The sequence below is a fragment of the Methylobacterium sp. J-088 genome (assembly GCF_022829295.1).
Lineage (GTDB): Bacteria > Pseudomonadota > Alphaproteobacteria > Rhizobiales > Beijerinckiaceae > Methylobacterium.
Map to the genome: position 1 here is coordinate 90,224 of NZ_JAKSYH010000248.1, position 26,605 is coordinate 116,828.

Genomic DNA, 26,605 nt, shown 5'->3' on the forward strand with positions numbered 1-26,605 from the left:
ACGAGGACCGGGGCTACTCGGTCTCGTCGGGCACACTGGTCACGGGAGCGGGCCTGGCACGGTTGCCGAAGGCCTCGATCGCCGCATCGTGGAGACGCACGAGCCATTCCTCGGCCTCCGCGGCCCGCACCTCGGCCAGCCGGACCCGCTCCTCCGACCGCGCCAGGTTCTGCAACCCCGTGGCGACCTCCTGCTGCAGGCGCCGGATTTCGAGATCGGCCTGGGCGACGACCTGGGCCAGTTGCGCCTCCAGCTCGGCCGCCCGCTCCTCGCCGACCCGGATGGCCTCGCTGGCCTCGCGGATCAGGTCGACGGCCGAGGCCCATTCGCGGGTGACGGTGGGGCCGCCCTCGTTCGGGCTCTCGGTCGTGGCGAAGGTCCCGTTCCGGCTTTCGAGACCCATGAAACTGACCACCTTCTCGGGGGACGCGTCCGCCTTCGCCTGCCACGCGCGCATCATCACGTTCGGGCTGCCGTTGTAGGCGGTGTCGATCGAAGCCCTATCGCTCATCGTTGGAAAACCCCTCACAGGTCAGCATCGAATCAACCGGCCGTGCCGGGAGATGCGAACGGGTGCACGTTGCTCGGCTCGCCGCGCTCGGCGGGCTCGTGCGGCAGGCCCTCACTCATCCCGTCCGGCTGGCGCCAGCCGCGACCGGAGCGCTTGAGCGCCTCGTACTGCTTCTGCAGCGTCGCCCGAGTCTCGCGGGCGATGTCGAGGGCGCCCTGCACCAGGGCCCGCTCCGAACGCTCGTTCTGGAGATCCTCGGCGAGACGCCGGTTGGCGGCTTCGAACTCGATCCGGGCGGCGTCCTGGCGATGGGTCAGCTGCTCGATCCGCTCGGTCAGCGCGGCGTTGCGGGTCCCGGCCTGCTCCAAGGCGGCGTCCTTGGCGGCGAGCGCCTTGCCCAGCATGTCGCAGCGCGCGTCGAGGTCGCCGCGGGCGCGCTGCATCTCGACGAAGCGCTCCGTCTGCCGGGCGAGATCCTCCTGGACGGTCTCCAGACGCCGCTCCGCAGTGACGCGGGCGATGTTGGTCTCCTTGAAGTTGCGCTCCGCGAGCCGGTGGGCCTCGTCCCGGTCGCGCAGCTGCGCTCGGGCCTGCCCGAGGAGCTGCTCGTTCGTGTCCGCCCGGTTGGCGGCGGCCTCCAGCTTCATGGCGAGGGCCGAGCGCTCGGTGCGCAGGGCGGCCGTGTCGGTCTCGAACTGGGCTTCGAGGCGGGCGCGATTCGCGACCTCGGTGGCGAGTTGGCCCTCGGCCGTCCGCGCCTTCTGCCGCTCGGATTCGACCGCGCCCTCGACGGTCCGGAACCGGGACTCCAGCTCGTCGAGGCGCAGGATCTGATCCTCGTTCTGGCTTCGCAGCCGCCGGTTGTCCTGTTCGAGGGCCGCCAGGGTCTCCCGCGCCGCCTGCAGATCGTGCTCCGTCCGCGTCAGCGCGCTGTCGGCGGCCTGGGCCTCCGTCCGCAGCGCCTTGCCCTCGGCGACCAGCGCCTTGCCCTGTTCGATCTCGGCGGCGAGGCGCCGCTCCAGATTCTCGAAGGCCAGCACCCGGTCCCGGAGCTCGATCGCCTGCGCGGCCAGGACGGCGTCGCGGGCGTGGAGCTGCTCCTCTGCCCGGGCCACCCGCGCAGAGGCCTCGGAATACTCGTTGGTCAGGATCGAGACGCGGGCCGAGAGCTCGGCGGCCTCCAACCGGACCGCCTTGCCGGTCTGGAACTCCTGGGCCAGCGAGGTCTCCAGCTCGGCGATGCGCATGCTCGCCCGCGGAAGCTCGTCGCTGATGCTGACGATCGGCTCCAGGATCGACACGAAGTCGTCCTGCAGCGAGCGGATGTCCTCCAGCCGGTCGACCATGGCGTCGATGCGCTGCCGCAGCATCTCGTCGCGCTTGCCGATCGCGTCGAGGGAGGAATGGGCTCGATCCGGCACAGCGGCCCGCTGAGCTGGCGCCTCGGCGTTCAGGCGCGTCCGGGCCTGCGGCATCGTGGGCTCGGCCGCGGGCCGCGAAGCCGACTGAGCCGATCCATGAGCCGGCCCCTGAGGCTCGGCCCCCCCCTCGGACGAGGAGAGCATGTTACGAAACGACGTCCACGCCATGAAACGAGCTCGATTGCGCCCACAATCCGGGCGAATTAACTAAATCTTAATCCAATAAGACTGTCGAGCGATATTTTGCCCTCTACTTGGCAGTTCACAGGATCAAACTAGAAGCGACGCGCGACACGGCTTTCTGACGTCCGGAGAACTTCCGGCGGCAGGCCCGGGCCGCACCGTCCAGTGCCGCTGGCCGGGGCTGCGCAAGATCGTTCCACCATGCCCAGCGAGTCAGCGCCGACGGGGTGTCGGACGTGCCGCGCGCAACGGAGCCGGCCCCGGATCGGCCGTTAACGCATCGTTAACGATTTACCGGACGTTAATAAACCTGTCCCTCGCCCGATACTGAGAAATCCTCGATCGCGGGCGCCCGGTGTCGCTTATGGGTGACGAAAACTGTGTTTCGGGCCCTGGCCCGGCGATGACGGCGCGCGGAGGGTTTTCGGTGACGGCGATCGTTCTGGCGGCGGCGCCTGTCGAACCTCAGTGTGAGGGCCGGCGCTCCTACACACCCCAGATTCTCCTCGCCACCGGCTGGGTTGGCCTGTTCGCCTACTGCGCCGCCTATTTGACCGAGGACATGCCGTTCCGGATATCGGCGCCCGTGGCGGTCGGGGAGCCGCTGTTCGACCCGCCGGAGGATTTGCCGCGCCGCGCGCTGGCAATGGCCAGGCCGGAGGATCCGACGACCACTTTGGCGAGCGTCGCCACCCCTGCGGCGACTTTCCCCGTGGTCGAGTCGGCCTCCGCACCGGCCCTCATGGCGCCCGCCCAGCCGGCCGTTCCAGCCGCGACGCCTCGCCCGGCTGCCGATTATGTCGGGACCTGGGGCCCGACGGCCGAGGCCTGCGGCGCCCCGTCGCGCCGGCACGGTTACCTGCCGGCCACGATCACGCCCGAGCGCGCCAGGGCCGGCGACACCCTCTGTACGTTCCGCAACCCACACCGATCCGGCAATGCCTGGACGATGGCGGCCGAATGCGGGGACCGGGACCGCCGCTGGTCCTCCCAGGTTCGCCTCGTCATCGAGGGCGACCGCCTGACCTGGACGAGCGCATGGGGCACGTCCGCCTATATTCGCTGCGGCCGCCGCACCGGCTGAGATGGAGCATCCGTCGGGCGGTCCTCAGTGACCGTTGCCCGTGGAGCCGACCCGCGACGTTGATCGTCATTGCCAGCGTATCCCGCCGAGTCCGGGCGCTCTCACTCCAAGACCGCGTCCGCACGGGCCTGCTCACACCCGGCTAACCATGGCGCATGATTCCGCGACCCGAACCGCTCCGACGCTGGACGCAGACGGGTTATTCCGAAGTCGCCCGAGACGCGGGACAAGCGAATGAATCGAGGAGGTCTCCGATGGCGGATCCGAACGGGCAGCAGCTTTCGGACGAGGAACTCGATCGCTTGGCCCGCAAGTTGTTCGCGGAGGTCCGGGCCGAGAGCCCCGAGGCGAAGGCGGGACGGGCCCTGGAGAGCGCTGGCGCGATCGCCGGAGAGGTCATCCCGGTCCTGCCCGACTGGCTCCTGTCCGATGACGGCGCTGCGAAGGCGAGCCAGCGCGGCGACTGAACGGTACCCGGCACGATTGACCGGCGCGACCGAGGTATCGGCATCAGGGGGCCTTCTGCCCGTTTCCCATCGCGCCTAGGTCGGGCACGGCGTCGGAAACGTCCAGGCCGCGTGCGGTGAGCACGGCCCGCAGGGCGGTCGCGAGCCCGTCCGCGGTGAATGGCTTGCGCAGGTAGCCCGCACCCATCGGCACCTCTCCCTCGGCCGGCCAGGCGAACCCCGATACGATAAGGATCGCGCGCTCGGGCCAGCGCGCCGCCACCGCCTTGGCGAGGGTGAAGCCCGTGAGCGGCGCGCCCGCGAGATCGACATCCGCCACCATGGCGACGAGGTCCGGCCGGGCCGCCAGATGCGCCTGCGCGGCCTCGACGGTGGATGCCTCGGCCACCGCGTAGCCGGCCTCCCGCAGAGCCGCGGCCGCCTCCATGAGTTGCACGGGATCATCCTCGACCAGCAGCACCGCGGGCCGCGGCGCAAAAGCGTCCGCCATCGGGATCTCCAAACGAAAGGTAACCCGTCAACGCGGTGCGGCCCGGTGCGTGCCGGTCCGCGCCCGGTCACGTTGCCGTGGCGGGGTGCGGACGGCGCCCCGAGGTCGCGAACCAGAACAGGGGATCGGGAGTTAGAGCACCTCGCGCATCGCCTGTTCAGCGGAGGGCCCTCTCCCGGGCGCGTTGCGGAGTGGCTCGGAGCGAGCCGGGTCGCGGGGGAGCATCAGCATGCGGCAGGTCAAGTTCAGGCTGAACGAGCCGGGCCTCAGCCCGCGCCGCACGCGGCTGGAGATCCCGGGCTGGGCGGGGCAACCCGAGCCCCGGATCGACGGATCACAGGAATACGCCTGGCACTGCATCCCCTTCTTGGAGGCGGCCAAGGCGGGGATCGAGCTGTTCTATCCCTATGCGGCCGAGCTACGGGTCGGCACGCAGGAAGGCAGGCTCGTCTTCGAGGGCGATTTCGGACCGCCGCCCGAGCCCGGGCTGCAATGGCCGCCGTTCCGGAGTTTCGGCGAGGCCTACTACACCTACCAGATCCTCCTCGACCTGAAGGTGGAGGACGGCTGGGCGATCCGGACCGAACCGCACCCGCGCTTCTACACCGATCGGACCGGGACCGTGCCGGTCGCGGTGCCCGCGCTGCTGCGCCCCTGGTGGCCGATGATGTACTTCATGGTCTTCAAGGCCCCCGACGAGGGGCGCACCCACGTGTTCCGGCAGGGCGAGCCGTTCATGCAGGTCACAATCGTGCCGGTGGACACGGACTTCGAGCTCGTGCCCATGCCCGAGGACGAGGCCGCCGAACGGGAATTGCAGTCCCGGCGCATCTACGCGAGCCGGTACACGCTGTCGGCGGATTCACAGTGGACCTCGGCGACCAACACGGTGTTCGACGGGACCTACCGGCGCATCCTGGGGGCGGCCAAGAGCCAGGGCTGAGCCAGGGCTGACGGCAGGCGGCGGGGGACGTGCCCCCACCGGGGCTGCTTAGAGCTGTGCCCGACCGCATTGCGATCGCGCGCGGCTCTAAGTCCTTGTTATGACACGCTCTCTCGCGCCGAACCGGTTTCCGCTTCGGCTGAGGGCGCTCTAGTACCCGTACGGGACGAAGTACCCGTGATGATGATGGTGGTGATGGTGATGGTACCGCCGGTAGTACCGGTGATGGTGGTGGTGGTGATGATGGTAGTACGGCCCGTAGAACCGGTGGTGGTGGTGATGGTGGTGGTAATACTGAACCTGCTGGACCGTTGCATCGCCCTCCGAGGCGGCCGATAGAGGCTCGGCCTGCGCCGTCGCGTCGGACTCCTTGAGGAGCGCCACAGCATCGGGAATCGGCTTCAGAAGATCGGCATAGCTCTCGGCTTGCATCACGGCCTGCAGCCGGACCGGAGCCGGCACCGCGGCCTGGGCCGGATCTCCGGCGGCCAGAAGGGTGACGGCCCCGACCAGGCCAGCGAGTGTCTTATCCATTGACGGGCTCCTACGAGGAACAGCGCACAGGCCACGCGGGCCGCACGTCGTGCGCGGCCGGAAACACCAAGCCCGCGAAAAGTGTTCCGGCTGCGGAGAGCGTCTTACGGCCCACCACATTCACATTCCCGACAACATATCAGGTATTGGCCGACACCCGATCACGATCCATGCGGATCATCTGTCATGACATAAAATTTAGTCGTTTGTGCTCGGACCCGCATCCGCGCCTTCATCTTGCGCGGCGGGGTGCCGACTGGAGCGGCGTCGGCGCCCGTTTCGATCCGGCCCGAGGATCACACCCCGACGACGGCCACTTCCTATTCCATAGGACGTGGCCGTCGGCTCCCTCTGCAATCAGGCCGCGTCCGGCATCCGGTCGATCAGCTTGTCGAGGGTGATCGGATAATCCCGCACGCGGATGCCGGTGGCATTGTAGATCGCGTTCGCCACCGCCGCGGCGATCCCCGAGATGCCGAGTTCGCCCACGCCCTTCGCCTTCATGGGCGAGGACATCGGATCGGTTTCGTCGAGGAAGATCACCTCCTGATGCTGGATGTCGGCGTGGACCGGCACCTCGTAACCGGCCAGATCGTGGTTGGCGAAGAAGCCGCGCTTGGTATCGACCGCCAGCTCCTCCATCAGCGCCGCGCCGGTGCCCATGACCATGCCGCCGATCACCTGACTGCGGGCCGATTTCGGGTTGAGGATCCGCCCGGCCGCGCAGACCGCCAGCATCCGCCGGACTCGGACCTCGGCGGTGTAGACGTCCACGGCGACCTCGACGAAGTGGGCACCGAAAGTCGAGACCTGCTGCGTCTTCGAGAAATCGCCGAACTCGATCGTGTCCTCGGCAACCAGCTCGCCCTCGGCCGCGGCCTGGGCCAGCGGAATGGCGCGGTTGCCGGCACGGACTTCACCGTCCTCGAACACCGCGTCGGTGGCGTTGAAGCCGAGTTTCTGGGCGATCGACTCCCGCAGCTTCACGCAGGCCGCGTAGACGCCCGCGGTCGAGGAATTGGCGCCGAACTGCCCGCCCGAGCCCGAGGAGACCGGGAAATCGGAATCGCCGAGCCGGACCACCACACGATTGAGGGGCACACCCATCATCTCGGCGGCCGTCTGCGCGATGATCGTGTAGCTGCCGGTGCCGATGTCGGTCATGTCGGTCTCGACCGTGACCGTGCCGCTGGCATCAAGCCGCACCCGGGCGCCCGACTTCATCACCATGTTGTCGCGGAATGCCGCCGCCATGCCGAGGCCGACAAGCCACTGACCGTCCCGCACCTGACCGGGCTTCGGGTTGCGCTTGGCCCAGCCGAACCGCTCCACGCCGAGCTTGAGGCAGCCGACGAGGTCGCGCTGTGAGAAGCGCAGATCCGGCTTGGTCGGGACGACCTGCGTGTCGTTGCGGATGCGGAACTCCACCGGGTCGAGACCGAGCTTCTCCGCCATCTCGTCCATAGCGACTTCGAGCACCGCCAGCCCCGGGGCCTCGCCCGGCGCCCGCATGGCGTTGCCCTCCGGCAGGTCGAGCCGGGCGAGCTTCATGGCGGTCAGGCGATTCTTGCCCGCGTAGAGGAACTTCGTCTGGTTCACCGCCGTCTCGGGATCGCCGTCCGGCAGGTTGCCCGATGTGCTCTCGTGCGCGATCGCCGTGATGGTGCCGTCCTGCGTGGCGCCGATCCGCACCCGCTGGATCGTGGCAGGCCGGTGGGTGGTGTTGTTGGCGATCAGCGGGCGCGTCAGCGCCACCTTCACGGGCCGCCCGGCTGCCTTCGCGGCCAAAGCCGCCAGCACCGCGTCGGCGCGCACGAACAGCTTGCCACCGAAGCCGCCGCCGACATAGGGGGCGTCGAGACGGACCTTGTCCTTGGGCAGGTTCAGCATCTTGGCGAGGCTGCCGTGGCCCCAGCCGATCATCTGGTTGGACGTCCAGAGCGTGACCTTCTCGCCGTCCCAGGCCGCCACCGTGGCGTGCGGCTCCATCATGGCGTGGCTCTCGTCGGCGGTCCTGTAGGACGCGTCGAGCGTGACCGGCGCCTGCGCGAACGCCGCTTCGAAATCGCCGACGCGCTCCTCGCCGCTGCCGCCGCTGCCCTCGCCGCTGTCGGCCGGGACCGGCTCGGCATCCTTGGCCGCAGCCGCAAGATCGAACACGCCGGCCTCCGGGGCGTAATCGACCTTCACGAGGAACGACGCCGCCCGGGCCTGCTCGAAGGTCTCGGCCACCACGACTGCAACGGCCTGATGGTAGTGCTGGATCACGTCACCGCCGAACAGGTAGGCGACGTTCATCACGCCACGCTCGACCCGGGGGGTGTCGAGGGTGGTGACGATCGCGATCACGCCGGGGGCCTGCCGGGCCGACGCGGTGTCGATGCTGCGCACCCGGCCCTTGGCGATGGACGAGCCGAGCACATAGCCATAGGCGGCGTCCGGCGCCACGTCGTGGCGCTCGTAGGCATAGGGCGCGGTGCCGGTGGTCTTGTACTTGCCGTCGATCCGGTCGGTGGCATGGCCCACGACCTTCAGGCGGTCGATCGGGTTCGGGCCGGCTTGGGTGTCGAACTTCATGGCTCAGGCCCTCGCTTGGTTGAGCGCCGCGCCGAGAGTCCGCTCGGCGAGCTTCAGCTTGTAGGCGTTCTCGTGGGTCGGCTTGGCGCCAGCGAAGACCTGTTCGGTCACCGCCTTCGCGCCCTTCGGCAGATCGGTCTCGGCGGCCTCGACCCGCCAAGGCTTGTGGGCGACGCCGCCGAAGGCGACGTGGCCGCTGCCGTCCTTGCCCAGGATCGCCGCCACCGAGACCAGCGCGTAGGCGTAGGACGCCCGGTCGCGGACCTTGCGGTAGATGTGTGTTCCGGCAACCGGCTTTGGCAGCATCACCGCGGTGATCAGCTCCCCGGGCTCGAGGTTCGTGTCGCGGGACGGCTCGTCGCCGGGCAGGCGGTGGAATTCGGCGATCGGGATTGTTCGCGCGGCGCCCGCGGCGTCGATCGTCTCGACGGTGGCGTCGAGCACCCGCATGGCCACCGCCATGTCGCCGGGATGCGTGGCGATGCAGGCCTCGCTGCCGCCGATCACCGCAAGCTGGCGGCTCACGCCGTCCAGCGCGGAGCAGCCGGAGCCCGGCTGGCGCTTGTTGCAGGCCTGCGCGGTGTCGTAAAAGTACGGGCAGCGGGTCCGCTGGAGCAGGTTGCCGGCGGTGGTCGCCTTGTTGCGCAACTGGCCGGAGGCGCCTGCGAGCAACGCGCGGGCGAGGACGCCGTAATCCGTGCGCACCCGCGGATGGGCGGCGAGGTCGGTGTTGCGCACCAGGGCGCCGATGCGCAGGCCGCCCTCCTCCGTCGGCTCCACCGTGTCGAGGCCGAGCCCGTTCACGTCCACGAGGTGGCGCGGGGTCTCGATCTGCAGCTTCATCAGGTCGAGGAGGTTGGTGCCGCCGGCGATGAACTTCGCCTCCGGCGTGCGGGCGACCGCGGCGGCGGCCTCGGCGGGGGAGCCGGGGCGCTCGTATGTGAAAGACTTCATGCCCGCGCTCCCGCGACCTCGGTCATCGCCTCGACGATGTTGGAATAGGCGCCGCAACGGCAGATGTTGCCGCTCATGCGCTCGCGGATCTCGGCCTCCGTCACCTGAGGCGTGGCTTCGAGGTCGGCGGTGACATGGCTCGGGATGCCGGCCTTGATCTCTTCGAGGACGGCGACCCCCGAGCAGATCTGGCCCGGCGTGCAGTAGCCGCACTGGTAGCCGTCATGCTTCACGAACGCGGCCTGCATCGGATGCAGGTGGTCCGGCTGGCCAAGGCCCTCGATCGTGGTGATCTCGGCGCCCTGATGCATGATTGCCAGCGTCAGGCAGGCGTTGATGCGCCGGCCGTCGACGATCATCGTGCAGGCGCCGCACTGGCCGTGGTCGCAGCCCTTTTTGGAACCCGTCAGGTGCAGGTGCTCGCGGGCGGCATCGAGCAGGCTGGTGCGGGTGTCGAGTTCGAGCTCGCGACGCTGCCCGTTCACCGTGAAGGTGACTGTGGCCAGGACAGGCTCGTCGGTTCGTGTCGGGGCCGCCGTGGCGGTAGCTCCCACCATCAAAATCTCTCCGGTTCAAATCGAACTGTGCAGGCGGTGCATCACTGGGCTCCGGCCGACTCGGGCGGTCGCGAAGCGGAATGCCTGAGGGCAACGTTGACACCCTGGATCGCCTCCAAGGTAAGGCGGCGGACGCTCGACGATCAGGGGTTCGGACAAACCTGGGCCCATCCGTCGCGGCCATCGAAGGTCCATGGCCAAAGGAAAGGGCCGACCCGAAGGCCGGCCCCATCCGCCATCCGTGCGCAGCGATCACTCGGCCGCGGTCATCTCGGGGGTGTAATGGCCGCACCAGTCCGCGGAGGCGACCACGGGCCAGAGCCCCTTCGCTTCGGGCGCAGGCTGGCTGACGGGCGGGTTGAAGCGGCACAGGCCGGCATCGTTCTGCGCGATGGCGCCGTTGCCCTTGTGCTCGTCGAAGAACCGGCAGGTCTCGCACTTGGCGTTCATGATTAGGCTCCCGTGGGACCGGCGGCTGCAAAGGCCGTCCGGGCGTCGTGTCAGCAGACCGTTCAAAACTTAGAAACGATCCAATCTGCTGAACCAACGGCGGGATGCCGCCTCGGTTCCCGCTCCGACGGCGTCAGCCGACCCGCGTGAGGCGGGGTGCGGCCCGGGCAGTCATGTCGGCGGTGGGTTCGAGCTCCGTCGCGTAGTCGGTGATCGGGCGCGGCTTTCCGAAGAGGTAGCCCTGCATCTCGCCGCAGGCCTCCTCGGCGAGGAACGCCCGCTGCGCCTCGGTCTCGACGCCCTCGGCCACCACCCCCATGCCCAGGCTGCGGCCGAGGCCGAGCACGGCACGCACGATCACGGCCGCCTGTGGCTCCGAGCCGATCTGGGCCACGAAGGAACGGTCGATCTTGAGCTTGTCGAACGGGAAGGCCTGGAGGGTGGCCAGCGACGCGTAGCCGGTCCCGAAATCATCCATGCTGATCCGGATGCCGTAGTTCCTCAGGCGCCGGAGAATGCCCACGGCCCGGTCCATGTCGTTGATGATGATGCTCTCGGTGACCTCGAGTTCCAGGCGGCCGGGCGCCAGACCGGTCTGCACCAGGATGGCCAGGACCCGCTCGGGCAGTTCAGGCCTTTGGAATTGCCGCGGCGAGAGGTTGACGGCGACCTTCAGGGGCTGCGCCCACCCCGCGGCCTCGAGGCAGGCCGCGCGCAGCACCCACTCGCCCAGCGCGACGATCAGCCCGGTCTCCTCAGCCAGCGGCACGAAGACGTCCGGGGCGATGTTGCCGCGCACCGGGTGGACCCAGCGCAGAAGCGCCTCGAACCCGATCAGCGCGCCGGTCCGGCCGTCCACCTGCGGCTGGTAGTGGAGGCTGAGCCCGTCCTCATCCATGGCTTGGCGCAGGTCGCGCTCCAGCACCCGGCGCGCCTCCGCCTCCTCGTCCATGGCGGGCGTGAAGACGCGGAACGTGCCGCGCCCCTCGGCCTTGGCCCGGTAGAGGGCGAGGTCGGCGCGCCGGTACAGGCACTCCGCCGCCATGCCGTGCTCGGGGGCGAGCGCGATGCCGACACTGAGGCCGACGCCAATCCGGTGCTCACCCACGCAGAGCGGATTGTCGAACAGCGCGATGAGGCGCTCGGCCAGGGCGCCGGCCTCCGCGAACCCGCCGGGGGTCAGCACAGCGAACTCGTCGCCCCCCAAGCGGGCCACGGCCCCGGCCCCTGCAACGCTCACGAGGGCGCCCGCGATGTGCCGCAGGAGCGCGTCCCCGGCTTGATGGCCGAGGCTGTCGTTCACGCCCTTGAACCCGTCGAGATCGAGGTACAGCACCGCGCAGTCGCCCGCGTGCCGGGCGATGTCGGCCAGACTCCGCTCCACGGTCTCGTGGAACAGGGCCCGGTTCGGCAGACCGGTGAGCACGTCGTGCCGGGCGAGGCGCGCCACCTCGGCCTCTGCGGCCTTGCGCTTCGTGATGTCGGTGAAGGTCCGCACGAAGCCACCATCCGCCAGGGGCACGGAGCGGACTTCGAGCACGCGGCCGTTCGGCCGCGCGCGCTCGTGGACATGAGCCTGCCCCGGTTCGCTGCGCGCCACCCAGACCCGGAAGGCCCGGTCGGTGCGGTTCCGCTCCTGCTGGCTGGCCTGATAGCGCAGGACCGCCCGGTAGCTCGGCTGAGCCTGCATCATCGCCCGCGGCAGGTCGAGCAGCGCCAGTGCCCGCTCGTTGCACACGCGCACGATGCCGCCCGCATCGACCTTGATGAGCCCCTGGTCCATGCTGTCGAGGGCTTCGTCCAGCAGCCGAGTCTTCTCCTGAAGCATGCGGCCCTGGCGGGCCAGCGCGACGTTCATGCTGTGCAGACGGTCCAGCATCAGCGTCAGGGCACCGAAGCCCAGGATCACCGCCATCACGGCGGCGATCACCCCGGCCAGCACGCGGCGGTCGAGGCCGAGTTGCGGGACAGCCAGGGCCGGATCCGGCACGACCTGGATCGCCGCCATGGCCAGGAAGTGAAGCAGCGCGATCGCCAGCGTCAGGATCGTGGCCGCCGCCGCCCGGGTGAGACCGTCGGTGCCGCGGACATGGACCACCATGCCGGCCGCCGCCAGGAGCACGCCCGCCACGATGGCGGTGCCGGCGAGCGCAACGTCCCAGGTGAAATGCCCGGGCAGCCGCACCCCCGCGATGCCGAGGACGTGCATGCAGGCGATACCGATGCCGAGGACGAGGCCCGCACCCGCGCCTGCCCAGGCCGACGGCCGCGTCGACGGTTCCGAAGACGAGCCCGATCGCGCGAACAGGAAAGCCGCCGAGGCCGCCGCGATGGCGACGACGAGCGAGAGCAATGTGGTGCGTGGCTCGTAGCCCAGGACCACGCCGGGATCGTAGCCCAGCATGCCGATGAAATGCGTGCTCCAGATTCCGGAGCCGATCGAGAATCCGGCCGCCAGGAGCCAGATCAGGTCGGAGCCGCCGGTGCGGGTCCGGACCCGCTGTTCGAGCTTCAGCGCGACCAAGCAGGTGATCCAGCACACGCCGGCGGCGAGGACCACCACCCAGGCGGTGTGCTCTTCGGTCAAGCAGATGAAGGCACGGTACATCGAAGCAATCCAACCGGCGATATTGCCCGGCAGGTTACGCATCGAATACTAATCAGAAGTTGCATTCCGCCGCGGGAATATGCAACTCGCGCCACGGATCCTCAAACTTGGCTGCTGCGAGGTCCGGCGGTGAAGCCCGCGAGCAGACGTCGAAGGTCGTCCTCGTGGACCAGGCGCGCTGCATCCTCCGGCGCGAACCACCGGAGCGTCCGCTCCGCCTGCTCCGGCCAGTGTGGATGCTCGACCTCGACCCGGAGCGGATAGACGCGCACCTTGCAGCGCAACGCGCGCCCTTGAGCGAGGCGTTTCTCGTAACGGTACCAGCCGACCGGATCGGCCGCGATCTGTCCGGTCAGACCGGCTTCCTCAAACGCCTCACGCGCGGCGGCCTGATGCGCCTTGCGGCCGATCATCGGCCAGCCCTTGGGGATGATCCACCGGCCGGTATCCCGCGAGGTGATCAGCAGCACCTCGATCCGGCCGTCCGGGCCGACCCGGAACGGCAGCGCAGCAACCTGCTTGAGCGGCTTGGCCTGCGCCTTCCGGAGACGTTTCTTCAGACTCGGGCTTTTTGATTCTGTTTTCAGCGATGATCTCGCGGGCAAGAGGAATGAATTTTCCGGAAGCGATTCTGCAATCTTTGATCTCCCACTGCCTTTACATAGTTGATAAATGCGGCCTTGCATCCCGCTCCGGCGCGCAAAGAGCCATGCTTGCCACGCGATCCTCAGGATCGGACGGCCTGCTTGCGGTGCGATAATTTGTCAGCGAAAGTTCCAGGGTTCAACGACCCAGAGTCGCAGCATGGCTGTCGAAATCGAGCGCAAATTCATCGCGAGCCCGGCTGTGCTGACGCACTGCCGGTCGGGGACGCCGCTGATTCAGGGCTATCTCTACACCGATACCGCCAACACGATCCGCATCCGCCAAGCGGGTCAGCTTATGCTGGTGACGTGGAAGAGCCCGCGGCGCGGGACATCCCGCGAAGAGGTCGAGTTCGCGATCCCCCGGGCGGACGGCGTGGCGCTGCTGGCGGGCGTGCCGGCCAACCGACGCCTGGAGAAGACGCGCTTTCGGGTCGTGCATGCCGGAGCAGTCTGGGACGTCGATGTGTTCGGCGGCGCGCTGGCGGGCCTGATCCTGGCGGAGATCGAACTCGAGCGCGAGGATCAGCCGGTGATCCTGCCGCCGTGGGTCGAGTGCGAAGTCACGGATGATGCGCGATACCGCAACTCGCGCTTGGCCGGCGGTTCGATGCCCCAGTTGGCGGCAGCGTGAACGTCGGTGATCGGCCGCGTTCGCCGGGAGAGCCCGCCCCCTATCGAGGGCGAACACCGTCGCGCGTGATGCGATCCTGAGAGCCGACCGCCGGTCGCCGCAAGAACGGCTAGGGCCGTTGGACGGCCCGCGTCCGTCTCAGCGGAGATAGGGCGGGAGACGGCGCTTCCAGCGTTCGCCGAGCCGGAGCTCCTTCGTCCGACGCCAGGAAGCGGGCCGCGGTGGCGTGCCCCGTTCGGGCCCGGCCGGATCCGCAGCGAGCGGCTTCGACGGACGAGCCTCGGGTTGGATCACAGCAGCGCGGATCTCCGGCAGCGCTTCGACCGGCGTGGACGTCCGGACCGCCGGCGTGACGGCGGGGGCCTTCTCGCGGCGGGTCCGCGTCCGCCGCGGCGCGATCGCGGGCTCCGGCTCTAGCTCGTCCGTGTTCTGGAACATGGGCACGAGGCTCGGCAGGACGCGACGGGCCGGGGCATCCGGCTCCTTCAGACCCGGGGCCGGCGCCGCATCGAGGGCCGGCAGCACCCGCCTCGGCTTCGGCTCGGCCGCCTGGGCCAGCTCCGGCCAGAGAACCTTGTCGGGTCGCGCCTGCGGCTCGACATCTCTCAGAGCAGTGCGGGGGGTCCGGGCGTTCTTGACTTCGACCATAAATGGCCGCGCGCTACGGCGCTTCATGTACAGCGATCCTTGGAAGCATTCGAACCGAAACGTCGGCGGCGCGAACACTCTTAGGTTAGGCGTGATCTCACGGAATGTCCAGAAACACGATTCCGTATCCGCCGAATTTCTTTGTTCACAAGGTCAGTCGTGACGACCCCGGTGGAACGCCGGAATCAGAGCGCCCGTCGCCGAAGTGAACACCGGTTCGGCGCAAGGGGGTGCGCCAAAACGCGGGTTTAGGGCCGTGCGCGATCGAAACGCGATCGGGTACGACCCTCGGGCCGATCAGGCGGCCTGCAGCACCCCGGGGGCCGCCGCGCCCTGCGGCGCACCGGCGCGGCTGCCGCCGAACAGAGAATGATAGAGGGCCGCCGGCGATCGGGTCCGGCCGCTCCCGTCGGTGATCGTCACGTCGGCCATGCCGGCGGCGATCAAGCTCATGCCCTGGTCCAGGGCGTTGAGGACGGATGCGTGCTGATAGGCGAACCGGCGCGCGGAGACACGCGCGGAGACCGTGAAATTCATGGCGTGACGTGATCCTGGAGAAGCCTGTCCGGTCATCGGACCGGCACGGCGGCTGTGTCTCGCCGACCGGATCCACGCCCGAGGGACGTCCTGATTGGCCGCGCGCGACCACCCCGGCCGTGTGGAAGCCAATAAAGTCTTTCTGTTGACAAAACCTTGTTCATGCCACCAGCCGTCGGAGACATGCACTCATACCGGTTCGAATAAAGTGCTTCTTGCACCCGTTCTTCCGCGCGAGACGCCGTTTCTTCCGCGCGAGACGCCGTTTGCGCAGCGGGACGGGGGGACTGTTACAGCCCTCGGGCCGTTCCTGCCTCTCCTGGCCCGGGGCATGCTACGCTGCCGCGGACCTCACCGGGTGGACAGGCTGGCATGCTCAACAGACGATCCTTCATGGCCCTGTCGGGCGCGGCGCTGGCCGCCCCGGCATTGGCGCAGGGCACGGCCGCGCGGGTCCTCAAGTTCATCCCGCAGGCCGACCTGACGGTGCTCGATCCGATCTGGACGACCGCCTACGTCACCCGGAACCACGGGCTCGCGGTGTTCGACACGCTCTACGGCACCGATGCCAGCTACAGCGCCCAGCCACAGATGGTGGCCGGGCATACGGTAGAGAACGACGGCACGCTCTGGCGGCTCACCCTCCGGCCCGGGCTGATGTTCCACGACGGCAGCCCGGTGCTCGCCCGGGATTGCGTGGCGAGCATCGCCCGCTGGGGCAAGCGCGACGCCATGGGCCAGACGCTGATGGCTTATACGGACGAACTCTCCGCACCGGATGACAGGACGATCCAGTTCCGCCTGAAAAAGCCCTTCCCGCTGCTGCCGGACGCGCTCGGCAAGGTCGCCTCCGCGATCTGCGCCATCATGCCGGAGCGGCTCGCCAAGACCGACCCGTTCACCCAGGTGACCGAGATGGTCGGCAGCGGACCGTTCCGCTTCAAGGCCGACGAGCGCGTGGTCGGCGCCCGCGTCGTCTACGAGCGATTTGCCGGCTATGTCCCCTGCGAGGGTGGGGAACCGCAATGGACCTCCGGTCCCAAGCGCGTGTTCGTGGACCGGGTCGAGTGGAACGTCATCCCCGATCAGGCCACCGCCGCCTCGGCCATGCAGACCGGAGAGATGGATTGGTGGGAGCAGCCGCCGGCCGACCTCGTGCCGACGCTGGGCAAGCTGACGACGCGGATCGCCGACCCGACCGGCCTGATCGGCTGCCTGCGGATGAACCAGCTTCAGCCGCCCTTCGACAACCCAGCGATCCGGCAGGTGCTGCTCAAGGTGGTCGATCAGACCGACGTCATGCAGGCTGTGACCGGCACCGACCCCAAGCTGACCCACGTGCCGACCGGCTTCTTCTGCCCCGGCCTGCCGATGGCGAGCGATGTCGGGCTCGACGTCCTGACAGCCAAGCGCGACTACGAAGGCGCCAAGAAGGCGCTGGCGGCGGCCGGATACAAGGGCGAGAAGGTCGTGCTGATGGGCGCCTCCGACTTCCCGAGCCTGAAGGCGATGGCCGATGTCACCGCCGACATGCTCACCCGCGCGGGCTTCAACGTCGATTACCAGATCATGGACTGGGGCTCGGTGGTGCAGCGGCGGGCCAAGAAGGACCCGGTCGCCCAGGGCGGCTGGAGCGCCTTCTGCACCTTCTGGGCGGGGCTCGATCAGGCCAACCCGGCGGTCAGCGCCTTCCTGCGGGGGACCGGCCAGACCGCGCCGATCGGCTGGCCGACCAGCGCGCGGATCGAGGCCCTCCGGGATCAATGGCTCGACGCCCCCGACACCGCCGCCCGCAAGGCGCTCGCGGCCGATCTCCAGCGGCAGGCCTTCATCGACCTGCCCTACCTGCCGCTCGGCCAATACTTCAACCAGACCTCGTACAAGCCGTCCCTGACGGGGGTGCTCGACGGCGTGCCGGTGTTCTGGAACGTGAAGAAGGGCTGAAGCCCTTTGGCGGGTGTTCAGGGCGGAGCCCTGAGGTCGGGCGAAGCCCAAAACCGGACGAAGCCCAAGACCGGACGAAGCCCAAGACCGGACGAAGTCCGGCACCAGGGCTCTGCCCTGGACCCGCGAAAGGTCTCGACCTTTCGAAACCAGGACTGGGACTCAGGCAGCCCGGACCCAGACGGCGGTGTCGTGGAAGGCGGCGCCGTCGTTGGGCGCCGCCGGGGCGGACCCGACCAGCGTGTTGATCCCGCTGCCACCGCCGAACGCCGCGCTCGGCCACAGGCTCTCGACCACCACGACGCCCGGCTGCTGCCCCTCGGCGAGGCGCGCGTGCAGCCGCACCCGGCCACGGACATTCCCGACCTCGATGGCGTCGCCCGTGGCGATCCCCAGCCGCGCGCCGTCCTCCGGATGGAGCAGGCAGGTCGGCCGCCCCTCGCGGCGGAGCGATTCGGGTACGTTGGTGAAGGTCGTGTTGAGGAACTGGCGGGCCGGCGGGGCGATCATCCGGAACGGGTGATCCGCATCGGCGGGCTCGGCCACCGGCCAGTGATCGGGCAGGATCGGCATCCCGGCCGCGCGGGGGCCGAGCGCCGCCCAGTCGGGGGCGAAGCGGAAGCGCCCGTCCGGATGGCCGAATCCGGTGAGGAAGTGGCTCTCGGCGAAGTCCGGCTGCGCGTCGATCCAGCCGGCCGCCTCGAGCCGGTCGAGGCCGCCCCAGCCCGACCGGGCCAGGGTGGCGTCGGCGAGTTCCCGGGCGCTCAGCTGGAAGCCGGCGTGGTCCGCCCCGAGCCGGGCGGCGAGCGCGCTGAGCAGGGCATGGTTCGAGCGGCACTCCCCGGGCGGCGCGAGGATCGCCGGCCCCGCCTGGATGTGGCTGTGGCCGCCGGCCCCGTAGATGTCGTCGTGCTCCAGGAAGGTGGTGGCCGGCAGGACGAGGTCGGCCAGCGCCGCGGTCTCGGTCATGAACTGCTCGTGCACGGCCACGAACACGTCCGGCCGCGCGAGCCCGGCGCGCACCCGGGCGCTATCCGGGGCCGAGACGGCGGGATTGGCCGACTGGATCAGCATGGCGCGCACCGGCGGCCCGCCCTGCAGGGTGTCGGGATCATCGGCCAGGATGGCGCCGAGCCGGCTCATGTCGAGTTCGCGCACGCCCGGCGCCTTGACGTCGAGCCCCTCCGTCAGGGTCTTGTCCCAGTTGAAGATCGCGGCCTGCTGCCAGAGGGCGCCCCCACCTTCATGCTGCCACGCACCGGTGACGGTCGGCAGGCAGGTCACCGCGTGGAGGTTCACGGCGCCGTTGCGGCTGCGGGTGAAGCCGAAGCCGCAGCGGATGTAGCTGCGCGGCGTCCGGCCGTAGAGCGCCGCGAAGGCCTCGATGGCGGCGGGCTCCAGGCCGGTGATCGCCGCCGCCCATTCGGGCGTGCGCGCGGCCAGATGGGTCTCCAGCGCCGCCGTATCCTCGGCATGGGCGGCGAGGTAGGCCCGGTCCGCATAGCCGTCGCGGAACAGGACGTGGAGCACCGCGCAGGCCAGAGCCCCGTCGGTGCCTGGCCGGGGGGCGAGATGGAGGTCGGCCGCCGCCGCGGTGCCGGTGCGATAGGGGTCGATCACCACCAGCTTGGCACCCCGGTTCTTTCGGGCGCGGCTGATATGGGTCATCGCGTTGACCTGGGTGCTCACCGGGTTGCCGCCCCAGACCACAATCAGGTCCGACAGCGCCATCTCGCGGGGATCCGGCCCGGCGATCCGCCCGGTCCCGGCGCTCCAGCCCGCGATGGCGATCGCCGTGCAGATCGTGCGCTTGCGCCGCGAATAGCCCATCGTGTGGGTCAGGCGGTGGATCCCGTCCCGCTGGACGAGGCCCATGGTGCCGCCTGAATTGTACGGCCAGACGGCTTCCGGGCCGTGGCGTTCCGCCGCCTCGGCGAAGGCCGTGGTCAGACGGTCGAGCGCCGCGTCCCAGGAGATCCGCCGCCATTGCCCGCCACCTTTCGGGCCGACGCGCTCCAGCGGGTGGAGGAGCCGATCCGGATGGTGGACGCGCTCGCCGTAGCGACTGACCTTCGCGCAGATCACGCCGGCCGTGTAGGGATTGTCGCCCCCGCGGACCGAGATGACGCGTCCGCCTTCCACCTGCACGTCGAGGCTGCAGGCGGAGGGGCAATCGTGCGGGCAGACGGTCCGGACCAAGCGATGAACTCCCGTGGCGCCGGCAGGACTAATGCAAGGCCCGTGCGTTTTTGAGGCGGCTTGGCGAATCCGGAGGAGATCGGCGCGCGGTCTCCCGGTTCCCCGTCCCGACGGCACCGGTCGCACGCGCTCCGGATTGCCCTATCGCCCTGGCACGATACAGGAAGGCCGCAGCCACACCGTTGCAAGTGAACCGCCCATGCCGGCCCGCCCTCTCGTCCTGTTCCCGGATCCGCGCCTTTCGCATCTGGCCGCCCCGGTCGAGGCGTTCGGGCCGGACCTGTCGGCGCTCGTCACCGATGTCTGGGACACGCTCTTGGACGTCAGCGCCATCGGCCTCACCGCCCCGCATATCGGTGTGCCCGCACGGGTCGTGGTGATCCGGATGTCTCCGGAGGCGGAGCGGCGCGTCTACGTGAACCCGGTTGTGCTCTGGGCCTCACCCGAGACGGCGACCCATGAGGAGGGCAGCGTCAGCATGCCGGGGGTGCGGGAACGGATTACCCGGCCGGCCCACATCCGGTTCGGCTATAGCGACCTCGAGGGCGCTGAGCATGAGCAGACCGCGGAAGGTTTCGAGGCCGCGGCCATTCAGCACGAGATCGATCAACTCGACGGTGTCTTCTGGATCGACCGCCTGTCCCGCCTGAAGCGCGAGCGTCTGCTCAAGCGATTCGGGAAGACGAAATCAGATTAAAACGTTCTTCGCCGAAGGGGACACATCTTCGGCGCAAGGAGCGCAGCACAGCATACAGGAGATCTGGCCGATGCCCTCAGCGCAGGGCCAGCATCTGGACCGCGTGGGCGGCGACATCCTGCACCACCGGCATGTCGTAGGCGTAGATGCGTCCGGCCAGGATCACCAGGGCGAGCGTCCAGAACACGGCACCGCCGACACGCCGGGCGGTCCGGTCGCCCGCAACCTCCGGGCAGGCGCGAGCGACGCCGTCCGCGACGGGTTCGCCGAACGGATCGAAGGTTGTGGGCTGGATTTCGGACTGCGTGCGCATATTGGGAATGTTGCCTCGGACCCACCCAACGGCAATGGAGGCGTCTTTCGAATTTCCCGACCCGTGGAGACTCTTGTTCTCTCCTCGGAAGCTGACGCAAACACCTTCTTCTCATGCAGTGGCCTGAGGCCCGGAAACGCACGAATCGTCTTGCCGGCGACCGCCGCGCCCGGCCTTCAGGTCCGACCCGAACCGTGCAGCCGCACGGAGCGGCCGATGCGTGCCCCGGCCTCGTCGGCTCGGGTCCGGCAATCCGCGATCGTGGCCCGGGCCGTATCGATGGCGACCGAGGCCGCCGACAGGACCGGCGGGCCGGGCTCCCGCTCCCGGGTGTAGCGGACCACATCCATGGCGAGTGCATCGACCTCGACGGTGAGCGCCTCGATCGCCTCTGGATCACGCAAGGCTCGGGCCTGCCCGGCGATCTCCAGGAGCCGGTCGATGATCGCGTCGATCCGCTCGCCGCGCAGGCTTGCCAGCCGCCGCCGGATCCAGGCCAGCATCGAGACGAGGCCGCCCGCCAGCGCGCCGAGCAGGTAGAGCGTGTCACCGTAGCGCTCGATGAAGCCGTGCTGGTCGCGCTCGTAATAGTCGATGGCGCCGGGATGGATCGGGATGCGCGCGCTCGTCGCCGCTACCGTGGTGTCGTAGGCCGGGGCCTGGACGTACTCGGCGGCGTCCGTCACCTGGGTGGCGGCGGTGCGTTTCTCGAAGAGCTGCCGGGTCACATCGGCCACCACCACGCGGCTCAGGGAGGCTCGGGCCATCAGCCGGTAAGAGGCGCCCACGGTCTTCACGTCGTCGACCGGCAGCTTCGGCCGGCCGCCGAACAGGCCCCCCGGAATGGTCACCGCCTGAAGCCGTGGGAAGCGCTCGATCACGGCGTCGTCGTCCTCCACGGTGACGAACGCCACCTTGCCGCCGCGGGCGAACCCTTGCACGGCGCCCACCAGGGCGAGCGCCTTGGGCGCCGAGGGGGCGATGATGCTGACGAAAGCGTCGATCCGCTTCTCGCGAAAGGCGCCCGCCACCGCCTCCTGATCGACCGGGACCAGCAGGACGGAGGAATCCCGCGCGGGGCCGGCCGCCTCCTCCAGGGTGAGCCCGTAATAACCGAGGATGTTCCGCAGCAGCCCCAGGTCGGCGTCACGGTGGGCCGCGATACCGAGCCGCTTGCCGGCGAGCTTCGGGAAACTCGGGATCCCGGCTTGTTCCGGCGAGGCGATGATCATCGCCTGGTCACGCAGGATCGCCAGGGTCAACCCATTGGTCGGCAGGAGCACGTCGGGGCGGACCACCGCGAGGTCGGCGCGCCCATCCTGCAGGGCGGCGGCGCTCTCGCGCACGTCGTCGAAGGACAGGATCTTCAGCCGAACGTTTTCGTGCGCGGCGTCGAGCGCGTCGGCATAGGCCTTGATCAGCTCCGGCTCGGTGCCGTCCCGGGGGGCGACCGCGATGGTGAGCACCGTCGCCTGGAGCAGGTACCACGCCGCCGCCCCGCCCACGCTGAGCAGGACGGCCCCCGCCAGGAGCAGGACCTCACGGCGCAGCAGCCAGGCGGGGAAGGCCCACATTCCGGCCGCTCAGAACAGGGAGATCAGCACGATGCCGGCGACCATCACGGCGGCGCCAATCAGGCGCGGCCGGCCGGCCTTGACCTGCTTCATGCCGAACCAGCCGAAATGGTCGAGCGCCACCGAGGTGAGCAGGTTGGCGGTGATCAAGAGGCCATTGAAGGCGCCGGCCCCGACCTTGTCGACGAACAGCAGCCCGGCGAACACCGCCACCGCCCCGGTGATGCCGGCGAGCGGCATCCACCAGCGGACCCCCGCAACATCCTCCCGGCTCGGCAGCGGCGACGGACGCAGCAGGAAGATCAGCGCGAACACGAACACGACCGGGATGAACGAGACCGTCGCGGCAAGCCAGGGATTCTCCAGGGCACCCCGGAGCTGCGCGTTCCAGACCACGCCGATCGCCATCAGGGCACCGGCCACGATGATGAACGGGTAGAGCAGCTTGCCGCCGACCCCCGACTCGCCGCCCTCGCTCTTGCCGCCGGACTTCGCGATGAAGGTGACGCCCACCGCCATCAGCAGGCCGCCGAGCCAGGGCAGCGGCTTGAAGCCCGAGGCCTGCAGGCCGAACAACCCGAACGCGTCCATCGCCAGTGAGGTGAGGATATTGGCGGTGAGCGTCAGGCCGTTGAACGGCCCGGCGCCGACCTTGTCGATGAAGGCGAGCCCGCCGAACACCGCCACCGCGCCGGCCACGCCCCCGAGCGGGGCGTACCAGGGCATCTTGCTCAAGCTGTCGAGGCTCGGCAGCGGCGTCGGCATCGTGAAGAACAGGGTCGCGAAGACGAACACGATCGGCAGGAACGACACCGTCGCGGCCAACCACGGGTTGACGAGCCTGCCCCGCAGCTGCGCGTTCATGGCATTGCCGAGCGCCTGCAGCGCGCCGGCCAACAAGATGAAGGGATAGAGGAGGGCAGCCGTCACGCGCGGACCTTGGGGTTCTCGGGGTGAAAATCAGACGAGCAGCAGACCGGCGAGCGCCAGCAGGAGGGCGGAGGGCATCACCAGCAGGCCGAGCTTCAGAAAGGTCCAGGCGCCGACATCCTGGCCCTCGCGGCGGATGGCGGTGAGCCAGAGGATCGTCGCCAGGGACCCCGTCACCGAGAGGTTCGGGCCCAGATCAACGCCGATCAGGATGGCGCCCGCGACCTTCTCGGGCACCTGGGCCGTGTGGACGGCGGCCCCCGCGATCAGGCCAGCCGGCAGGTTGTTGACGAGGTTGCACAGCACCGCGATCAGACCGCCTGCCCCCCAGGCGGTGGCTTCCGGGGCGGCGTGGGCGTAGCCCTTGAGCAGATCCGCCAGCATGGCGAGGACGCCGGTCTTTTCCAGGGCCTCCACCAGCACGAACAGGCCGGCCACCAGCGGCAGCACGCTCCACGACACATCCTTGGCGACCTCCACGAGGCCGCCGCGCTTGAGCAGCAGCACGACCACGGTGGTGGCTAAGCCCGCCACGAAGGTCGGCAGGCCGAGATCGAGGCCGAGAGCCGAGGCGCCGATCAGCACGCCGCCGGTCGCCACGATGCCGAGACCGGCCACAAGGCCGGTGCGGGAGAGCGGCTGCGCTTCGACGTCGGTGGCGACGGTCTGGCCGCGCAGGGACTTGGCCTGGGTCAGGCGCAAAACCGCGTAGGTTGTCACGATGGCCAGCACCGAGGGCAGCGCGAACAGGCCGAGCCAGCGCACCAGCGGCGGCATGTGGTCGGCGAAAACCACGAGGTTGGCTGGGTTCGAGATCGGCAGCACGAAGCTCGCCGCGTTGGCGATGAAGGCGCAGACGAACAGGTATGGGAGCGGGTTCTCGACCTTGGCGGCCTTGGTGGCCGCGTAGACGGCCGGCGTCAGCACCACCGCGCAGGCGTCGTTCGACAGGAACACCGTGACGACCGTGCCGACGAGATAAACCAGAGTGAACAGCCGGGTGGCCGAGCCCTTGGCGGCGCGCACCGCGATCGAGGCCAGCCAGTCGAACAGGCCCTCCTTCCGAGCGACCTCCGACATCAGCATCATGCCGACGAGGAACAGGTAGACGTCCGTCCCCTTAAGCACGCCCTCCCAGGCGGTGGCGGGGGCGAGCAGCCCCAGGGCGACCAGGGCGCCTGCGCCCAGCACAGCCCAGATCGCCTCCGGCCATGAGAACGGCCGCAGGATGACGCCAAGGGTCGCGAGGGCCGCGATCGCCCAGGTCGTGATGTTGGGGGTCAGCGTCAGCGCGCCCATCGGTTCCGGTAGTCCTGTATCGGGTGAGTCGGGAAAGGGATGTGTGCCGCGTTTCGGTACAGGCCGGCTACCAGCCCCGCCCGTTGCGGTTGGGACCGAGCTGGTCGCCCCGGATGCCCTTCTCGGGCCAGAACGGCGTGCGGAACGCGTCGCTGCCGGGTCGGTCCGGTGCCAGCGGCGGCACGAAGCAGCGCGAGACGGGTTCGATCGAATCGGTGTCGGTGTTCGGCGCCAGGGTGCATGGATTCAGGGTCCCGTCCGTCACCGCGACGGACAGGCGGCGCGACCCGACCGGCCACGGGACCCGCACCTCGACGATGCGCGGGCTGGCCGGACTCATCGGATATGCCGGACCGTCATCGACCCGCGCCCAGCAGCACCAAGCCGCCTGCGGCGCGTTCGACAGCACGAGGGCCCGCACCGTGATCGTCGCGTCGGGACCGAGCGCCGCGGTGGCGAGGCGCCGATCGGCGGGGCTCGTGATCATCGTGACGGGGAGTGCCTGGTCGAGGGGCTTGAAGCGCCAGTTCGTCTCGGCGCCATCGATCGCCGCCACCGCGTAGCCCACCGAGCCGTCCTCGTTCTGACCGACCGAGCGGGCCGAGGCGTAGAGCGTGCGCCCGTCATGGGCGAGCTCATTGTAATGGGTGTGGCCCATCTCGACGAGGCGGACGTTGTGGCCGCGGATCAGGCCGGCCAGCGCCGCCTTCTCGCCCGGCGCGTTGAGGTCGTCCGGATAGGTGTGGGTGAAGACAGCGCAGGACAGGCCCTTCTGGCCGGCCTGATCGAGTTCGTTCCGGAGCCAAGCGAGCTGGCACGGACCGAGCCGGAAATCGAGCCCGACCCCCTTCTGGCCGTAGCCGGCGCTGATCATGTCGAGGAACAGGCAGCGCACGCCGGCAATCGTTTCGGCGAAGTAGTACTGCCTGACGGGGTCGGGCTGCCCGAACTTGGACAAGTGATGGTCTTGCGCGTGGTGATCACCGCCCCGCGCGCTGCCCGCCACCTGCGCGAACAGGGCGTCGAAATCCGTCATCGTACCGTACTGGCGGTCGTGATCCCCGGCGATCAGGCGGACCGGCAGGCGCGGATGGGCCGCCAGGGCGTTGATCAGGATCGCGTACTGCGCCGCAAGCCCGTCCTCGGCGAGGTCGCCCGGCAGGTAGGCGAAGTCGAGGAGGCCGCACCCGTGGAGGCCGTCGATCTCGGCGAGGATCGCCCGCAGGTCGTCGGCGTTCCGGTCGCCCCCGCCCTGCAGGTGGAGGTCGCCGATATGCGCGAAGGCGAACACGTCGTGCGTCTCACGCATGAGGCGCTCGCCCGGTCGCTCTGCCTGTCCCGCCCACCATCGTGCCCTCCGGACGGGTCCTGCGAGGGGGCCGTCAGTGTTGCGAACGGCCCGACGCCCCGGACGCGGTCAAGTTCCGCCAGCAGGCCGCAGGCCGGGACGGGTGGAACCTAACTTTTCGTGATCGACGGCGGGGTGCCGAACAGTTCCGAGAAAGTGTCGTGAAATCGGACGGTCTGTGTCTGCTTGATGGACACATGCGCACGCCTTGCGACGATTGTGGCCGACCGGTCGAACGCTTCCCCAAGTCGCTCCCCGAGGCGATGAACAGCCGCCCACGGAGCGTTTCAAAGGCTCTCGATCCAGTGGCGCAGCACCGCCCGGGGAGTCTGGTGCGGTCCGGTTTCCAGGCAGCGCCGTGCGGAGCTGGGCACGGAGCCGAACCGGCGCTTGAACGCCCGCCGGAACGTCCGCTCGTCGTCGAAACCGACCGCGTAGGCGACCTGCCCGATGCGGGCGGGCCTCGACCCGTCCTCGCGTGCGAGCATCCGCATCGCGGCCATCAGGCGGCGGTCGCGGATATACGCGACGATGCTGTCCGGGGCGAAGAGCCGGTACAGCGTCGAGCGCAACAGGCCCAGCCGCGTCGCGATCAGCGCCGGCGTGAGCTGCGAATTGCCGAGTTCCGCCTCCACGAGGCGGCGGACCCGGATCCGGACATCCGGATTCCGGGACGTGCGGCCCTCCCCCCGCCCCTGCAGCCAGCTCGCGCAGAGCTGGATGACCGCCGCCGAGGCCGCCTGGGCTTCGCGCCGGTCGAAGAGGTCGCCGCAGGCGGCGACGTTCGCCACGAAGGTGTGAACGAGGCGCCCGAACGGGTCGCCGTCATGGTCGAGGGGGGCAGCCGTGCAGGGCGTCCGGCTGGCAGCTTTGCTGCTCCAGCAGGAAACGGGGGATCAGGACGTTGGTGGCATCCACCCTACGCGGACGGTCGGATCGACCGGACCGCGGCTTTGGGCGCCGGCGTCTCGCGGGCGAGCGGCCTGGCCTCGGGCTGGGACGCCGGGGGGTCGGGCTTTGCCGGCACCGCGCTGGGCCTGGGCCTGCCGGTGGAGTGCG

General features: G+C 69.5%; 26 protein-coding genes. 7 read left to right on the plus strand and 19 right to left on the minus strand.

What is annotated here, in order from left to right; translation table 11 throughout:
• Nucleotides 1-13: 13 nt before the first annotated feature.
• Together MKK63_RS26835 and MKK63_RS26840 are read right to left on the minus strand one after the other, a co-directional pair.
• Nucleotides 14-511 (minus strand): hypothetical protein, encoded by a 498-nt coding sequence (locus MKK63_RS26835; protein WP_244006968.1) that lies wholly within the window; start codon nucleotides 509-511, stop codon nucleotides 14-16.
• 32 nt (nucleotides 512-543) lie between these two features.
• Complete coding sequence (locus MKK63_RS26840; RefSeq protein WP_244006969.1) at nucleotides 544-1,986, minus strand: chromosome partitioning protein ParA; 1,443 nt, start codon at nucleotides 1,984-1,986, stop codon at nucleotides 544-546.
• Between the two features lie 556 nt (nucleotides 1,987-2,542).
• Here MKK63_RS26840 and MKK63_RS26845 point away from each other — a divergent pair.
• Both MKK63_RS26845 and MKK63_RS26850 read left to right on the plus strand, forming a co-directional pair.
• The gene (locus MKK63_RS26845; protein ID WP_244006970.1) at nucleotides 2,543-3,199 is read left to right on the plus strand and encodes a peptidase inhibitor family I36 protein; all 657 of its coding nucleotides are present in this window, start codon (nucleotides 2,543-2,545) and stop codon (nucleotides 3,197-3,199) included.
• 254 nt (nucleotides 3,200-3,453) lie between these two features.
• Nucleotides 3,454-3,666, plus strand: a complete 213-nt coding sequence (locus MKK63_RS26850) for a hypothetical protein (protein ID WP_244006971.1) — start codon at nucleotides 3,454-3,456, stop codon at nucleotides 3,664-3,666.
• A 43-nt stretch (nucleotides 3,667-3,709) separates the two neighbouring features.
• On the opposite strand, the gene MKK63_RS26855 is transcribed toward MKK63_RS26850, so the two are convergent.
• A complete protein-coding gene (locus tag MKK63_RS26855; protein ID WP_244006972.1) occupies nucleotides 3,710-4,156 on the minus strand; it encodes a response regulator in 447 nt (148 codons plus the stop codon).
• A gap of 229 nt (nucleotides 4,157-4,385) precedes the next feature.
• Between MKK63_RS26855 and MKK63_RS26860 the strand changes: the two genes are divergently transcribed.
• Nucleotides 4,386-5,099, plus strand: coding sequence for a hypothetical protein (locus MKK63_RS26860; protein WP_244006974.1), 714 nt, complete (start codon nucleotides 4,386-4,388; stop codon nucleotides 5,097-5,099).
• Nucleotides 5,100-5,249: 150 nt separating this feature from the next.
• Here the strand turns inward: MKK63_RS26860 and MKK63_RS26865 are convergent, their stop codons facing one another.
• From MKK63_RS26865 to MKK63_RS26895, 7 genes are all read right to left on the minus strand, one after another.
• Nucleotides 5,250-5,633, minus strand: coding sequence for a hypothetical protein (locus tag MKK63_RS26865; RefSeq protein WP_244006976.1), 384 nt, complete (start codon nucleotides 5,631-5,633; stop codon nucleotides 5,250-5,252).
• Nucleotides 5,634-5,990: 357 nt separating this feature from the next.
• On the minus strand, nucleotides 5,991-8,210 hold the full coding sequence (gene paoC, locus MKK63_RS26870; protein WP_244006978.1) for an aldehyde oxidoreductase molybdenum-binding subunit PaoC: 2,220 nt from the start codon (nucleotides 8,208-8,210) through the stop codon (nucleotides 5,991-5,993).
• Nucleotides 8,211-8,213: 3 nt separating this feature from the next.
• Nucleotides 8,214-9,164 carry an FAD binding domain-containing protein gene (locus tag MKK63_RS26875; RefSeq protein ID WP_244006980.1) on the minus strand — a complete coding sequence of 317 codons (951 nt, stop codon included), beginning with the start codon at nucleotides 9,162-9,164 and terminating at the stop codon, nucleotides 8,214-8,216.
• A complete protein-coding gene (paoA, locus tag MKK63_RS26880) occupies nucleotides 9,161-9,721 on the minus strand; it encodes an aldehyde dehydrogenase iron-sulfur subunit PaoA (RefSeq protein ID WP_244006982.1) in 561 nt (186 codons plus the stop codon). The genes MKK63_RS26875 and paoA overlap by 4 nt, the downstream gene beginning before the upstream one ends.
• 252 nt (nucleotides 9,722-9,973) lie before the next feature.
• The gene (locus tag MKK63_RS26885) at nucleotides 9,974-10,171 is read right to left on the minus strand and encodes a hypothetical protein (RefSeq protein WP_243921467.1); all 198 of its coding nucleotides are present in this window, start codon (nucleotides 10,169-10,171) and stop codon (nucleotides 9,974-9,976) included.
• A gap of 133 nt (nucleotides 10,172-10,304) precedes the next feature.
• Nucleotides 10,305-12,779 (minus strand): EAL domain-containing protein, encoded by a 2,475-nt coding sequence (locus tag MKK63_RS26890; RefSeq protein WP_244006984.1) that lies wholly within the window; start codon nucleotides 12,777-12,779, stop codon nucleotides 10,305-10,307.
• Nucleotides 12,780-12,880: 101 nt separating this feature from the next.
• On the minus strand, nucleotides 12,881-13,384 hold the full coding sequence (locus MKK63_RS26895; protein WP_409564566.1) for an NUDIX hydrolase: 504 nt from the start codon (nucleotides 13,382-13,384) through the stop codon (nucleotides 12,881-12,883).
• 199 nt (nucleotides 13,385-13,583) lie between these two features.
• On the opposite strand from MKK63_RS26895, the gene MKK63_RS26900 reads away from it, so the two are divergent.
• Entirely contained in the window at nucleotides 13,584-14,057 is a 474-nt protein-coding gene (locus MKK63_RS26900; protein WP_244006986.1) for a CYTH domain-containing protein, read from the plus strand.
• Nucleotides 14,058-14,195: 138 nt separating this feature from the next.
• Here the strand turns inward: MKK63_RS26900 and MKK63_RS26905 are convergent, their stop codons facing one another.
• On the minus strand, nucleotides 14,196-14,732 hold the full coding sequence (locus MKK63_RS26905) for a hypothetical protein (protein ID WP_244006987.1): 537 nt from the start codon (nucleotides 14,730-14,732) through the stop codon (nucleotides 14,196-14,198).
• Nucleotides 14,733-15,002: 270 nt separating this feature from the next.
• The gene (locus MKK63_RS26910; protein ID WP_244006988.1) at nucleotides 15,003-15,242 is read right to left on the minus strand and encodes a hypothetical protein; all 240 of its coding nucleotides are present in this window, start codon (nucleotides 15,240-15,242) and stop codon (nucleotides 15,003-15,005) included.
• 372 nt (nucleotides 15,243-15,614) lie between these two features.
• Between MKK63_RS26910 and MKK63_RS26915 the strand changes: the two genes are divergently transcribed.
• Nucleotides 15,615-17,186, plus strand: a complete 1,572-nt coding sequence (locus tag MKK63_RS26915; RefSeq protein WP_244006989.1) for an ABC transporter substrate-binding protein — start codon at nucleotides 15,615-15,617, stop codon at nucleotides 17,184-17,186.
• Nucleotides 17,187-17,348: 162 nt separating this feature from the next.
• On the opposite strand, the gene MKK63_RS26920 is transcribed toward MKK63_RS26915, so the two are convergent.
• Nucleotides 17,349-19,385: a molybdopterin-dependent oxidoreductase gene (locus MKK63_RS26920; RefSeq protein ID WP_244006990.1), complete on the minus strand. Its 2,037-nt coding sequence runs from the start codon at nucleotides 19,383-19,385 to the stop codon at nucleotides 17,349-17,351.
• Between the two features lie 199 nt (nucleotides 19,386-19,584).
• On the opposite strand from MKK63_RS26920, the gene MKK63_RS26925 reads away from it, so the two are divergent.
• The gene (locus tag MKK63_RS26925; RefSeq protein WP_244006991.1) at nucleotides 19,585-20,082 is read left to right on the plus strand and encodes a peptide deformylase; all 498 of its coding nucleotides are present in this window, start codon (nucleotides 19,585-19,587) and stop codon (nucleotides 20,080-20,082) included.
• Between the two features lie 76 nt (nucleotides 20,083-20,158).
• Here the strand turns inward: MKK63_RS26925 and MKK63_RS26930 are convergent, their stop codons facing one another.
• From MKK63_RS26930 to MKK63_RS32075, 6 genes are all read right to left on the minus strand, one after another.
• A complete protein-coding gene (locus tag MKK63_RS26930) occupies nucleotides 20,159-20,395 on the minus strand; it encodes a hypothetical protein (protein WP_244006993.1) in 237 nt (78 codons plus the stop codon).
• 176 nt (nucleotides 20,396-20,571) lie between these two features.
• A complete protein-coding gene (locus tag MKK63_RS26935) occupies nucleotides 20,572-21,969 on the minus strand; it encodes a TAXI family TRAP transporter solute-binding subunit (protein ID WP_244006994.1) in 1,398 nt (465 codons plus the stop codon).
• A 9-nt stretch (nucleotides 21,970-21,978) separates the two neighbouring features.
• Nucleotides 21,979-22,899, minus strand: coding sequence for a DMT family transporter (locus tag MKK63_RS26940; protein WP_244006995.1), 921 nt, complete (start codon nucleotides 22,897-22,899; stop codon nucleotides 21,979-21,981).
• 30 nt (nucleotides 22,900-22,929) lie between these two features.
• On the minus strand, nucleotides 22,930-24,198 hold the full coding sequence (locus tag MKK63_RS26945; RefSeq protein ID WP_244006996.1) for an arsenic transporter: 1,269 nt from the start codon (nucleotides 24,196-24,198) through the stop codon (nucleotides 22,930-22,932).
• A 67-nt stretch (nucleotides 24,199-24,265) separates the two neighbouring features.
• Nucleotides 24,266-25,507 carry a metallophosphoesterase family protein gene (locus tag MKK63_RS26950; protein WP_244006997.1) on the minus strand — a complete coding sequence of 414 codons (1,242 nt, stop codon included), beginning with the start codon at nucleotides 25,505-25,507 and terminating at the stop codon, nucleotides 24,266-24,268.
• Between the two features lie 326 nt (nucleotides 25,508-25,833).
• Nucleotides 25,834-26,337 carry a helix-turn-helix domain-containing protein gene (locus MKK63_RS32075; protein ID WP_244006998.1) on the minus strand — a complete coding sequence of 168 codons (504 nt, stop codon included), beginning with the start codon at nucleotides 26,335-26,337 and terminating at the stop codon, nucleotides 25,834-25,836.
• 6 nt (nucleotides 26,338-26,343) lie between these two features.
• Between MKK63_RS32075 and MKK63_RS26960 the strand changes: the two genes are divergently transcribed.
• The coding region (locus MKK63_RS26960; protein ID WP_244007000.1) for a hypothetical protein at nucleotides 26,344-26,605 on the plus strand (262 nt) is incomplete at its 3' end.

Coding starts and splice junctions, on each gene's coding strand:
- paoC (WP_244006978.1), bottom strand. CDS start 8,210: ATGAAGTTCGACACCCAAGCCGGCCCGAACCCGATCGACCGCCTGAAG.
- MKK63_RS26855 (WP_244006972.1), bottom strand. CDS start 4,156: ATGGCGGACGCTTTTGCGCCGCGGCCCGCGGTGCTGCTGGTCGAGGAT.
- MKK63_RS26945 (WP_244006996.1), bottom strand. CDS start 24,198: ATGGGCGCGCTGACGCTGACCCCCAACATCACGACCTGGGCGATCGCG.
- MKK63_RS26935 (WP_244006994.1), bottom strand. CDS start 21,969: ATGTGGGCCTTCCCCGCCTGGCTGCTGCGCCGTGAGGTCCTGCTCCTG.
- MKK63_RS26850 (WP_244006971.1), top strand. CDS start 3,454: ATGGCGGATCCGAACGGGCAGCAGCTTTCGGACGAGGAACTCGATCGC.
- MKK63_RS26930 (WP_244006993.1), bottom strand. CDS start 20,395: ATGCGCACGCAGTCCGAAATCCAGCCCACAACCTTCGATCCGTTCGGC.
- MKK63_RS26915 (WP_244006989.1), top strand. CDS start 15,615: ATGCTCAACAGACGATCCTTCATGGCCCTGTCGGGCGCGGCGCTGGCC.
- MKK63_RS26925 (WP_244006991.1), top strand. CDS start 19,585: ATGCCGGCCCGCCCTCTCGTCCTGTTCCCGGATCCGCGCCTTTCGCAT.
- MKK63_RS26835 (WP_244006968.1), bottom strand. CDS start 511: ATGAGCGATAGGGCTTCGATCGACACCGCCTACAACGGCAGCCCGAAC.
- MKK63_RS26840 (WP_244006969.1), bottom strand. CDS start 1,986: ATGCCGCAGGCCCGGACGCGCCTGAACGCCGAGGCGCCAGCTCAGCGG.
- MKK63_RS26875 (WP_244006980.1), bottom strand. CDS start 9,164: ATGAAGTCTTTCACATACGAGCGCCCCGGCTCCCCCGCCGAGGCCGCC.
- MKK63_RS26860 (WP_244006974.1), top strand. CDS start 4,386: ATGCGGCAGGTCAAGTTCAGGCTGAACGAGCCGGGCCTCAGCCCGCGC.
- MKK63_RS26900 (WP_244006986.1), top strand. CDS start 13,584: ATGGCTGTCGAAATCGAGCGCAAATTCATCGCGAGCCCGGCTGTGCTG.
- MKK63_RS26910 (WP_244006988.1), bottom strand. CDS start 15,242: ATGAATTTCACGGTCTCCGCGCGTGTCTCCGCGCGCCGGTTCGCCTAT.
- MKK63_RS26885 (WP_243921467.1), bottom strand. CDS start 10,171: ATGAACGCCAAGTGCGAGACCTGCCGGTTCTTCGACGAGCACAAGGGC.
- paoA (WP_244006982.1), bottom strand. CDS start 9,721: ATGGTGGGAGCTACCGCCACGGCGGCCCCGACACGAACCGACGAGCCT.
- MKK63_RS26950 (WP_244006997.1), bottom strand. CDS start 25,507: ATGCGTGAGACGCACGACGTGTTCGCCTTCGCGCATATCGGCGACCTC.
- MKK63_RS26905 (WP_244006987.1), bottom strand. CDS start 14,732: ATGAAGCGCCGTAGCGCGCGGCCATTTATGGTCGAAGTCAAGAACGCC.
- MKK63_RS26890 (WP_244006984.1), bottom strand. CDS start 12,779: ATGTACCGTGCCTTCATCTGCTTGACCGAAGAGCACACCGCCTGGGTG.
- MKK63_RS26865 (WP_244006976.1), bottom strand. CDS start 5,633: ATGGATAAGACACTCGCTGGCCTGGTCGGGGCCGTCACCCTTCTGGCC.